The sequence below is a fragment of the Streptomyces sp. NP160 genome (assembly GCF_006335115.1).
Classification (GTDB): Bacteria; Actinomycetota; Actinomycetes; order Actinomycetales; family Quadrisphaeraceae; genus Quadrisphaera.
This window is the reverse complement of sequence record NZ_VDMJ01000012.1, coordinates 24,158-34,412: the sequence shown is the minus strand read 5'-3', so window position 1 is coordinate 34,412 and position 10,255 is coordinate 24,158. Positions and strand designations below refer to the sequence as shown.

The following is a 10,255-nucleotide window of genomic DNA, read 5'->3' as shown; positions in this document are numbered from 1 at the left end:
CGCTGCCCGGTCAGCGTCTCACTGACCATCGCTGCCCGTGCAGGGGGCTCTGCGTCGTCAGTCAGGAGCGCGGTGAGCGAGCCACGGCGAGCAGCGCCACCAGCGAGACGACCGCTCCGAGGGTCATCAGCACGGCCACTGGCACAGCCGTGTGCTCACCGCCGATCCCCGCCAGCGGCGCCGCGACGCCAGCGGTGCCCCACTGCAGCATCCCCAGCACCGCCGAACCGGTGCCCGGGTGCTCGGGCACCGCAGCGTTGGCCAGCGCCCCGGCGTTGCCCAGCACGAAGCCGATCGCCACCATCAGCGCGAAGAAGCTCACCAGCGCCAGCACCAGCGGGGTTGCGAACCACAGCGCTCCGGCGAGCATCGCGACACCGGCGGCCAGCGCCAGCAGCTGCCCGCCCAGGATCACCGTGCGCGTGGGCACCCGTCCCGCCAGGCGCGCCGAGACCAGCGCCGCCACGGTCATCCCGCCGGCGTTGGCGGCGAAGGACACCGAGTACGCGATCGGCGAGAGCCCGTTCATCGAGCGCAAGACGAACGCAGACGTCGCTACGTACGCGAACAGCGCCACCATCATCGCCGAGCACACCACCAGGTACCCCACGTAGGGGCGGCTGGCCAGCACCTGCCGCGCTGCCCCGGCGAAGGACCTCAGCCCTCCCGCGTGACGGCGACCGGCCGGCAGTGACTCCGGCACCACAAACCACACCACCACACCCGTGACGGCGGTGATCAGGGCGATCGCCCAGAACGGTGCCCGCCAGTCGGAGAACTGCAGGATGACCCCGCCCAGCAGAGGCGCCAGCACCGGCGCGATCCCGCCGACGCCCTGGACGAGGTTGAGGGAACGCACCAGCTGCGGCCCGGTGGCCAGGTCGACCACGACGGCGCGGCCAATCACCATCGCCCACCCGCCGGCCAGGCCCTGCACGAAGCGGGCGGTGGCCATCACCTCGATGCTCGGCGCCAGCGCGCACGAGACTGAGGCGACCAGCACGACGACGACCGCGGCCAGCAGCGGCGCACGCCGCCCCCGCGCGTCCGAGACCGGACCGCCGACCAGCTGTCCCAGGGCCATGCCGGTGAAGAAGGTCGTCAGCGTCAGCTGCACCGCCGTCGCGGAGGTGCTCAGGTCGCGGGCGACGTCGGGGAAAGCGGGCACGTACATGTCGGTGGCCAGCGGCGCGATGGCCGTCAGCAGCACCACCGCCGCGATGAGCGCAGCCGAGACGGGCTGCGCTGCGGCGGCTCCAGCGCCAGCTCCAGCGGCGGCCTCTGCGCCAGCGACGCTCGTCATCGTCGTCGTGGTCGACTTGCTGGTAGTCACAGTGCGGGCTCCTGCTCGACCGCAGAGCGGGTCGACATCTCGGTGGCGGCCCACGAGGCGAGCAGACGCAGCGCCTCAACCGTCGGGCTGGCGGGCTCAGCGGCATAGATCGTCATCGTCAGGCCTGGCTCGGAGACCATGTCCATCGACTCGTACGTCAGGTCCAGGCGGCCGACCGCGGTGTGGTGGAAGGCCTTGCTGCCGGCGCCGTGCAGGCGCACGTCGTGGGCGCCCCACAGGCGGCGGAACGCCTCGCTGCGGGTGGACAGCTCCCCGACCAGGTCGTGCAGGTCCTTGTCGTGCGGGGCGCGGCCGGCCTCGGTGCGCAGGATCGACACGGCAGTGTGCGCAGCGGTGTCCCAGTCGGGGTAGAAGCGCCGGGCGTCCTCGTCGAGGAAGGTGTACCGAGCGAAGTTCGGGGGCGCACCGGTACCTCCGCTACCGCCTGCACCGCCGGCTGCCCTGGCGGCGGCCTCGTGCAGCGAGGAGTGCATGGCCCACCCCAGGGGGTTGGTGGCCAGCAGGTCCATCCGCCCGTTGCGCACGATGGCGGGGCTGACGGTGATGGCGTCGAGCGCCCACTGCAGGCTGGGCCGCGGCGTCCACCGGGCCGTGGAGCGGCGGCGAGGGCGGGCCAGGGCGGCGGTGCCGTCAGCGGCCTGGGCGAGGTCGAACAGGTGGGTGCGCTCGGCGTCGTCCATCTGCAGCGCCCGCGCCAGCCCCTCCAACACCGAGGCGGAGACCCCGGCGATGGTGCCGCGTTCGAGCTTGGCGTAGTACTCCACGCTGATCCCGGCCAGGGCGGCGACCTCGGCGCGGCGCAGCCCGGTCACGCGGCGCTGGCCGACCGCCGGGAGCCCGGCGTCGGCGGGGCTGACCTTGGCGCGGCGCGTGGTGAGGAACTCGCGGACCTCGGCGCGGTTGTCCATGACGAGGACGCTAGGCCTGTGCGGCTGGGGCAGGGAGTCACTGGCCTGGGGTGCACCCGCGGTACACCCCCCGCCAGGGCACCGCTGAGGGGGGTTCACAACCATCGTGGCGGGCAACCATCGATGCGTAACAACCAGCGCCCCACCCACGGGGGGAGTCGCTGGCGCAGGAGCTGAGAGCGGTTCCTGCGACGACCTGATGAGGGAGAGACCTGTGCGCGCTGTCGTCATGCACGCCCCCGGAGACGTCCGCGTGGAGGACGTCGCCGACGCGACCATCCAGAAGCCCACCGATGCGGTCATCCGCCTGGCCGCCACCTGCATCTGCGGGTCGGACCTGTGGCCCTACCGCGGCACCGACGAGCTCAGCGAGCCCTCCCACATGGGCCACGAGTACGCCGGCGTCGTCGAGGAGGTCGGCGCTGAGGTGACGGACATCAAGGTCGGCGACTTCGTCGTCGGGTCCTTCTTCGCCTCGGACAACACCTGCGAGATCTGCCGCGCCGGCTACCAGACCAGCTGCATCCACCGCGAGGTGCTCGGCACCAGCGGCGGCGCGCAGGCCGAGCGCATGCGCGTGCCCCTGGCCGACGGCACTCTGGTCGCCACCCCCGGCCAGCCCGACCCCGACCTGGTTCCCTCCCTGCTGGCCGCTTCTGACGTGCTGGGCACCGGCTGGTTCGGCGCCGTCGCGGCCGAGGCCGGCCCCGGCAAGACCGTCGCGGTGGTCGGCGACGGCGCCGTGGGCCTGTCCGCGGTGCTCGCCGCCAAGCAGCTCGGTGCGGCGCGGATCATCATCTCCTCCCGTCACGCCGACCGGCAGGCCCTGGCGCGGGAGTTCGGCGCCACCGACGTCCTGGAAGAGCGCGGCGAGGACTTCATCGCGAAGGTGAAGGAGCTCACCGACGGCCTCGGGGCACACTCCGCGGTGGAGGCCGTCGGTACCCACGAGTCGATGCACCAGGCCATCGGCGCCACCCGCGCCGGCGGGCACGTCGGGTTCGTCGGGGTCCTGCACGACGTCGCCATCACCGGGGAGGACATCTTCATGACCCACGTGCACCTGCACGGTGGCCCGGCGCCGGTGCGCCGCTTCCTTCCCGAGCTGATCCAGCTCATCTGGGACCGGAAGATCGACCCGGGGAAGGTCTTTGACCTGACCCTGCCGCTGGACGACGCCGCCGAGGGCTACCGAGCGATGGACGAGCGCAAGGCCACCAAGGTCCTGCTCACCGTCTGAGCGAACAGCAGCCGACGACGACCCGACGGCGCCTCGACGGCCTCGTCGCCCTCGTCGGGTGCTCAGGCGCTCCCCGTCCCTCCCTCCCCGTCAGCGGCCGGTGGGACAGTCCGCCGGCCGCTGACGGCCACTGAAGCCCTCGTCGACGAAGAGGATCGTGATGCAGCTCAACACCCCCGCTCCCACTCAGTCACCGACCGCCACGTTCACAGGGGCGGTGCTCATGACGCCGCTGGCCACCGGCGTGGAGCCGTCCCGGCTCGGCGTCGCCCACGTGCGTTTCGCCCCTGGCGCCCGCACGCACTGGCACGTCCACCCGCTCGGGCAGGTGCTGCACGTCACCGACGGCACCGCTCTGGTCGGCACTCGCAACGGGTCCGTGGTGCGGGCCCGCGCCGGTGACACTGTCGTGTGCCCCCCCGGGGAGGAGCACTGGCACGGCGCCACCACCGACGTCTTCGCCGCGCACCTGGCGATCCAGGAGGCCGCTGACGACGGGGAGGGTGGGACCAGCCCGGTGACCTGGCTGGAGCCCGTCGACGACGCCACCTACGCCGCAGCCCAGCGCAGCTGAGGCCCCCCGAGGCCCGCGTCCTGGCCACCGGCTCGACCCATGGACTGGGGTGAGCCGCGGCCGCTGCGCTGCTCCAGGACGGCCACGACGTCGTCGTGCACGCCCGCGACGACCACCGCACGGGGTCGCTGAAGGACCTCACCACACGTGGCGCCAGCGTCGTCGTCGGTGACCTGTCCGACCTCGAGCAGGTCCGCCACCTGGCCGACCAGGTCCAGGGCATCGCCCTGGTGGACTCGGTCATCCACGACACCGCGGTCTACGGCGAGCCCCGTCGCGACTGCGGCCCCCTGGGGGCACCCACGCACTCTCACGGTGCACGTGCTGGCGCCCTACCTGCTCGTGTGCCTGCTGCCGCGGCCGAGGCGGTAGGTCTTCCTGTCCAGCGACATGCACCGCGGCGGCGCCGCTTCCGTGGAGGACCTGGGCTGGAACAGCTGGCGCTGGGACGGGACTCAGGCCTATTGCGACAGCAAGCTGCTCGTTACCGCCCTGGCACTGGCCCGGCGCTGGCCGCAGGTGGTGACCAGCGCCATCGACCCCGCGTGGGTGCCCACCCGCATCGGTGGCGCCGCAGCCCCTGACGACCTGGCTGAGGGGCACCGCACGCGGGTCTAGCTCGTCACCAGCGACGATGCCCAGGCTCGTCGCGGTGGTGGGGTGTGGCACCACCACCACCCGACGCGCGTCGCCTCCGCTGCTGACGATGTCGGCTTCCAGGACCGCTTGCTGGGTCAGCTGGCGCAGCTGATCGGTGCTGAGCTGGCCCGGACCGCCGACACCGACGAGTCAGACCCGGCCAGCGCGCCGAAGCGCACCGTGGAGCGCCGCAGCCGCCAGGGCCCAGCGCCTCACCCCGCAGAGCAGGAGCACCATCCGTCACCGGACGCCGTGAGGTCTTCGGGGCGCCTCACCGGCCGATGGCGCTGGTCGTCGCCGTAGAGGCTCCTTGGGCGGCCGGCCGGCCGGCCGGCCGGTCGGTGGGTCACAGGTTGGTCTGGGCTTCGAGGAAGTCGGGGTAGCGGCCGCCGTGCACCTCGATCGTGGTGGACAGCTCATCGAGCACGGTGAGCTCGGTCTCGGTGAGGGAGACGTCGGCGGCGGCCAGGTTCTCCTTCAGCCGGTGGGCCTTGGTGGTGCCGGGGATGGGGACGATCCACGGGTGCTGGGCCATCAGCCAGGCCAGCGCGATCTGCCCGGGGGTGACGTCCTTGGCGGCGGCGATCTGCTTGACCCGGTCCACCAGGGCGAGGTTGTGCTGCAGCGCCTCGCGGGCGAAGCGGGGGATCTGGGCGCGCAGGTCACCCTCGGCGAAGGTCGTGGTGGTGTCCACGGTGCCGGTCAAGAACCCCTTGCCGAGCGGGGAGAACGGCACGAACCCGATGCCGAGCTCAGCGCAGGTGGGCAGCACGTCGGTGTCGGGGCGGCGCCACCACAGGTTGTACTCGGACTGAACAGCGGTGACCGGTTGGACGGCGTGGGCGCGGCGGATGGTGTCAGCGGAGGCCTCCGACAGGCCGTACCGGCGGACCTTGCCGGCCTCGACCAGGTCCTTCACCGCGCCGGCCATCTCCTCGATCGGCACGTCGGGGTTGACGCGGTGCTGGTAGTACAGGTCGATCGTGCCCAGCCCGAGGCGGCGCAGGGACCCTTCGACCGCGCCGGCGATCTGGTCGGGCCCGAGCATCCTGCCCTGGGGTGTGCGGGTCTGAGGGTCGATGTCCTGGGCGAACTTGGTGGCGATGGTGATGTGGTCGGCGTGCGGGGCGAGGGCCTGGCCGACGAGCTCCTCATTGGCGTGGGGGCCGTAGATCTCGGCGGTGTCGAAGAAGGTGACACCGAGGTCGACCGCTTGGTGCAGCAGCTCGACCATGTCGGCCCGGTCGGGTCGGCCGCTGTAGCCGCCGGTCATGGTCATGCAGCCCAAGCCGATGGCCGAGACGGTCAGGTCGGCGCCGAGAGTGCGGTGATGCATGTGCTTCTCCTCGATGTGGGGGGTGGACGTGGTGGTCGGGTCGCTCGTCGGTCTTGGTCAGGAGCTGCGTGTCGGAAGGTGCGTGCGCGGAGATGCTCGTCAAGAGGTAGTGCGGGCTCGGATGCGAAGGCTGCTGAGGGCGGCCAGCAGCACAGCGGCGGCGGCGATGCCCAAGCTGAGCTGCACCCCGGTGAGGGCGCCGTCCGGGTCGGCGATGAGGGCACCGAACACGGCGATCGCGACCGCACCGCCGACCTGGCGGAAGGTGTTGAACACCGCACTGGCGGTGCCGGCCTGCTGGGCCGGGACGCCTTCCAGGACGACCCCGGTCACCGAGGGCATCGCCAGCGCCCCGCCAGCACCGATCGGGATGATGCACGCTGCCACCACCAGGGGGCTGCCCAGCGGTGCGGTCAGCACCAACGCGACTAGGCCGGCGGCCATCGCGGTCAGGCCGGCGACCACGGGCAGTCGCGCGCCGAGGCGGTTGGTGACCGGTCCGGAGGCCAGGTTGGCGGCGATCGCGAACAGCGCCGAGGGCAGGAACACCAGCCCCGCGCGCAGCGCGGACAGGCCGAGCTGCTGTTGCAGGAACAAGCTGACCACGAACACGTTGCCGTAGTTGGCGACCATGAATGCGAACCCGACCGGCAGCGCGAGCCGGACCCCGCGCGCTCTGAACAGGTCCAGCGGCATCATCGGGTGGCGTCCACGGGACTGCAGGACCACGAATCCGACGAGGGCCACCACTGCGGTCGCGGAGGCGGCGACGACCTCGGGTGCAGCGAAGCCGGCGTGACCGCCGGTGATGAGTGCGTACACCAGCGTCGACAGGCCGATGACCGCCAGCGCCTGGCCGGCCCAGTCGAAGGGGCTCGGGCGGGTCGGGGAGGTGGCGACCACGGTCAGCAGGAGCAGCATGACGGCGCAGGCCGGCAGGTTGATCGCGAACACCCACCGCCAGTCGACCGTGGTGAGCAGCCCGCCCAGGGGCTGGCCGACCAGACCGGCCACGGCGCCGCCGACGGCCCACACCCCCAGGGCACTGGCTCGCCGGGCCGGGTCGGGGAAGGCCTCGCGGACCAGTGACATCGAGGCGGGCAACACGATCGCCGCGCCAGCGCCTTGCGCGCAGCGGGCCGCGACCAGCCAGGTGCTGGTCGGGGCGAGCCCGCACGCCGCCGAGATCACCGCGAAGATCGCTATGCCCAGCGTCAGGGCGCGTTTGGCGCCGATCCGGTCTGACAGGTTGCCGGCGAACAGCAGCAGCGCCGCGAACAGCAGCGTGTACCCGTCGATGACCCACTGCTGGGTGACCGTGCCGCCACCGAGCTCGGCCTGGATCTGGGCCAGGGCCACGTTCACGATGGAGATGTCCAGCGTGATGAGGAAGAACCCCAGCGAGGCGGCGGTGATCACGACCCGTGCGTGCGGGCCGTCGATGGAGGCTCCCGTGGTAAAGGCCGACCGGTCGTCGGTGCTGGCTGACATCACGTCCTGCTCCGTTACGACCTCGAGTAAGCGGAGAAACTTACTCCGGATGGCGCGAGCGTAGCACTGGATCCGGAGTCTGATCCTCCGCATCAAGTACGGTGGGCGGATGGCGCAGGCGGAAGCGATGAGGCAGCCGCGGGCGCTGCGGCGGGACGCCGCACTGAACCGGGACAGGCTGCTGGCCGCCGCCCGCGAGCTGTTCGCCGAACAGGGCTTCGAGGTGACCCTCGATGAGATCGCGCGTCACGCCGGCGTCGGCGTCGCCACCGCCTACCGCCGGTTCGCCAACAAGGGCGAGGTGCTCGACGCGCTCTTCGCCGAGCAGACCGTCGAGGTCGCCGCAGCCGCCGACGCCGGCCTGGCAGATTCCGACCCGTGGCGCGGTCTGGTGACTTACCTCGAGACGTCGCTGGCCCTGCAGCTGCGCGACAAAGCCCTGGCGCAGATCGTCAGCGGTGACCGGATCGGCCTGGACCAGCACGACTGGAACCGGCAGGTGATGGCGCCCAAGAACCGCGCACTCGTCGCCCGCGCCCACCAGGCCGGCACCCTGCGCGGCGACGTCACCGGGACCGACCTGACCTTCATCCAGGTCGGCCTGAACGCCATCATGGCCCGCTCCCGCGAGGCGCACCCCGACCTGTACCGCCGCTACCTGCACCTCGTGCTTGACGGCCTTCGCGCCGAGCCCGGCGTCCCGACACCGCTACCCGTCGATGCCTTGACCAGCGACCAGACCCACGCCGTCATGGGTCCCACGACCGCGAAACCGAGTACGACCCGAGACTGACCGCTCGGCGTCGCTCAGCACAGCTCGGTGCGCTGGAGGGGAGTCAGCGGCACGCGCCGTCCATCTCGCACAGGACCGCTCACCGGCCGCCTCAGGCACGTCGCGGCCCCCTGACGCTCGGAGCCGCCACCCGTCGCAGAAGGGATCGTTGACCGGGCAGCACGCCACGGCCGACGGCTACCGGGTCAGCGCCGACGCGCGTCGTGCCCAGCGGTCCCGTCGAGAAGCTGCTGCGGTGGGGCAGCTGGCAGCCGGCAGCCGGCAGCCGGCAGCCGGCAGCCGTCCGATCGGTCGAGGCGTGGTCGCTGGACCATCAAGGACGGCCCAGCTCGCACCGATCCAAGGGCATGAGGATCTCGGCGTGGGACGAAGGCGCCTCCGGCTCCACTCGTCCAGGTGTCGACCTGCGACAGGTGTCCTCACAGCAGTTCCGCCGAGCGGGCGCGCTGTGGGACTCCCTGGTCGCCCGCACCGGACAGCCGGCCGCGACCGGCCTGGTGCTGCTGCTGCTCACCGGAGCCATCGTGACCCTCACCTCCCCCTTCCACATGCTCACCGGTGGACAGGCCCACCAGACCAGGCTCCTGGGCGGGGTGATGACAGCCGTGGTGCTGGTGTGCACGGTGCTGCCCTGGCGGCGCTGGCCCGACCACGCCGCCATGGTCTTCCCCGTCGTGACCCTGCTCGGGCTGTCAGCGCTGAGCGCTGCCGCGACCGGCTTGGGTGCTGCCTACATCGGCATCTTCGTGCTCGCCTTCGTCTACGTGGGCCTGTTCCTGCCGGTGCACAGCTGCTGGCTGCTGCTGCCTGTGGCCGTCGTGCTGTACGGACCGACGATGGGGGGCTGGACCCGCGAGATCGTCCTGCGGCTCGTGGTGGTCGCACTGGTGTGGCTGCTGACCGCCGAAGTCCTCGCGGCACTGATCGCCAGGCACCGCGCGGCCCTGGACGCGCTGCACGCGGCCTCGCGCACCGACCTGCTGACCCGTCTGGAGAACCGGCGCGCCCTGCAGGACCACCTGCAGGCGACACCGGCAGGCACCGTGTTCGTCGTGTGCGACCTCGACCACTTCAAGCGCGTCAACGACACCCGTGGTCATGCTCACGGCGACCGGGTCCTGGCCGAGTTCGCCCGCGTGCTGCGCCAGTCGACCCGCCAGGGCGACCACGCGGTCCGCTACGGCGGGGAGGAGTTCCTCTGGGTGCTGCAGGCCGATGCGAGCCACGTCCCGCGCCTGCTGGCCGGGTTGCACCAGGCCTGGTCGCTGTCCCAGGCCCGCATCACCTTCTCCTGCGGCTGGGCGGTGCACAACGACCAGCGCAGTGTCCAGGCCACGCTCGCCGCCGCCGACAGCGCCTTGTACGAGGCCAAGCGCACCGGACGGGATCGCGACGTGGCCGAGGCGATGACCAGCACTCCGAGCCGGTGATGCTGCAGGACCGCGCATCACGCAGGTGATCGCGCAGCGACGACGCTGTGCGTCTCACCTGGGAACCCTGTGCGGTGGCCAGCGACGCGGCGCGGCAGCGCCTGTTGCAGAGTCGGCAGGTCTTAGAGCGCCGTGCCGGAATTGGCAGTCAGCGTCCTGCTGATCTAATGACGACCAGTTTTTACGGCTGCTTCGCTGATGATGGTCAGAGGGTGCGAGCCGCAGCGGATCACTCATCAGCGAAGCTGATGATCACCCGCCGGTCGGCGGTGTGCCTGTCTATGACCGCCGAGATTCTTGCCGGGCGCCGCGAGGTCGCCTTTGCACGTCAGCCACGACACTCCAACCGTCCCCGGTCTGACCGCGACGTTGATGCTCAGAGCGGCCGCGGAGTCCGGCTGGTCGACCGACTTGCGCCGCTCGGGGCCGAACGGGACGAGCGGGCAGATGGTGCGGTGTGGCTGCTCACCCGAAGCCGAGGTGAGCCCCG

Annotated in this window: 10 protein-coding genes; 5 read left to right on the top strand and 5 right to left on the bottom strand. The window is 71.7% G+C overall.

What is annotated here, in order from left to right; genetic code table 11:
- Positions 1-61: 61 nt before the first annotated feature.
- Both FHN55_RS08170 and FHN55_RS08165 read right to left on the bottom strand, forming a co-directional pair.
- A complete protein-coding gene (locus tag FHN55_RS08170) occupies positions 62-1,333 on the bottom strand; it encodes a multidrug effflux MFS transporter (protein WP_218974458.1) in 1,272 nt (423 codons plus the stop codon).
- Complete coding sequence (locus FHN55_RS08165) at positions 1,330-2,262, bottom strand: helix-turn-helix transcriptional regulator (RefSeq protein ID WP_139711823.1); 933 nt, start codon at positions 2,260-2,262, stop codon at positions 1,330-1,332. The genes FHN55_RS08170 and FHN55_RS08165 overlap by 4 nt, the downstream gene beginning before the upstream one ends.
- A gap of 214 nt (positions 2,263-2,476) precedes the next feature.
- Between FHN55_RS08165 and FHN55_RS08160 the strand changes: the two genes are divergently transcribed.
- Together FHN55_RS08160 and FHN55_RS08155 are read left to right on the top strand one after the other, a co-directional pair.
- A complete protein-coding gene (locus FHN55_RS08160; protein ID WP_139711822.1) occupies positions 2,477-3,502 on the top strand; it encodes a zinc-dependent alcohol dehydrogenase family protein in 1,026 nt (341 codons plus the stop codon).
- Between the two features lie 160 nt (positions 3,503-3,662).
- Complete coding sequence (locus tag FHN55_RS08155; protein ID WP_139711828.1) at positions 3,663-4,076, top strand: cupin domain-containing protein; 414 nt, start codon at positions 3,663-3,665, stop codon at positions 4,074-4,076.
- Here the strand turns inward: FHN55_RS08155 and FHN55_RS23240 are convergent.
- Complete coding sequence (locus FHN55_RS23240; RefSeq protein ID WP_218974457.1) at positions 4,052-4,324, bottom strand: hypothetical protein; 273 nt, start codon at positions 4,322-4,324, stop codon at positions 4,052-4,054. The two genes, FHN55_RS08155 and FHN55_RS23240, sit on opposite strands and share 25 nt — an antisense overlap.
- 142 nt (positions 4,325-4,466) lie before the next feature.
- Here FHN55_RS23240 and FHN55_RS23235 point away from each other — a divergent pair, with 142 nt between their 5' ends.
- Positions 4,467-4,694 carry a hypothetical protein gene (locus FHN55_RS23235; protein ID WP_218974456.1) on the top strand — a complete coding sequence of 76 codons (228 nt, stop codon included), beginning with the start codon at positions 4,467-4,469 and terminating at the stop codon, positions 4,692-4,694.
- Between the two features lie 367 nt (positions 4,695-5,061).
- On the opposite strand, the gene FHN55_RS08145 is transcribed toward FHN55_RS23235, so the two are convergent.
- Both FHN55_RS08145 and FHN55_RS08140 read right to left on the bottom strand, forming a co-directional pair.
- A complete protein-coding gene (locus FHN55_RS08145; RefSeq protein ID WP_139711821.1) occupies positions 5,062-6,051 on the bottom strand; it encodes an aldo/keto reductase in 990 nt (329 codons plus the stop codon).
- A gap of 99 nt (positions 6,052-6,150) precedes the next feature.
- A complete protein-coding gene (locus FHN55_RS08140) occupies positions 6,151-7,635 on the bottom strand; it encodes an MFS transporter (protein ID WP_257570801.1) in 1,485 nt (494 codons plus the stop codon).
- Between the two features lie 34 nt (positions 7,636-7,669).
- Between FHN55_RS08140 and FHN55_RS08135 the strand changes: the two genes are divergently transcribed.
- Together FHN55_RS08135 and FHN55_RS08130 are read left to right on the top strand one after the other, a co-directional pair.
- On the top strand, positions 7,670-8,335 hold the full coding sequence (locus FHN55_RS08135) for a TetR/AcrR family transcriptional regulator (protein WP_139711820.1): 666 nt from the start codon (positions 7,670-7,672) through the stop codon (positions 8,333-8,335).
- A gap of 413 nt (positions 8,336-8,748) precedes the next feature.
- The gene (locus FHN55_RS08130) at positions 8,749-9,765 is read left to right on the top strand and encodes a GGDEF domain-containing protein (RefSeq protein WP_139711819.1); all 1,017 of its coding nucleotides are present in this window, start codon (positions 8,749-8,751) and stop codon (positions 9,763-9,765) included.
- Positions 9,766-10,255: the final 490 nt, after the last annotated feature.

Coding starts and splice junctions, on each gene's coding strand:
- FHN55_RS08165 (WP_139711823.1), bottom strand. CDS start 2,262: ATGGACAACCGCGCCGAGGTCCGCGAGTTCCTCACCACGCGCCGCGCC.
- FHN55_RS08155 (WP_139711828.1), top strand. CDS start 3,663: ATGCAGCTCAACACCCCCGCTCCCACTCAGTCACCGACCGCCACGTTC.
- FHN55_RS23235 (WP_218974456.1), top strand. CDS start 4,467: ATGCACCGCGGCGGCGCCGCTTCCGTGGAGGACCTGGGCTGGAACAGC.
- FHN55_RS08145 (WP_139711821.1), bottom strand. CDS start 6,051: ATGCATCACCGCACTCTCGGCGCCGACCTGACCGTCTCGGCCATCGGC.
- FHN55_RS08140 (WP_257570801.1), bottom strand. CDS start 7,635: ATGCGGAGGATCAGACTCCGGATCCAGTGCTACGCTCGCGCCATCCGG.
- FHN55_RS08135 (WP_139711820.1), top strand. CDS start 7,670: ATGAGGCAGCCGCGGGCGCTGCGGCGGGACGCCGCACTGAACCGGGAC.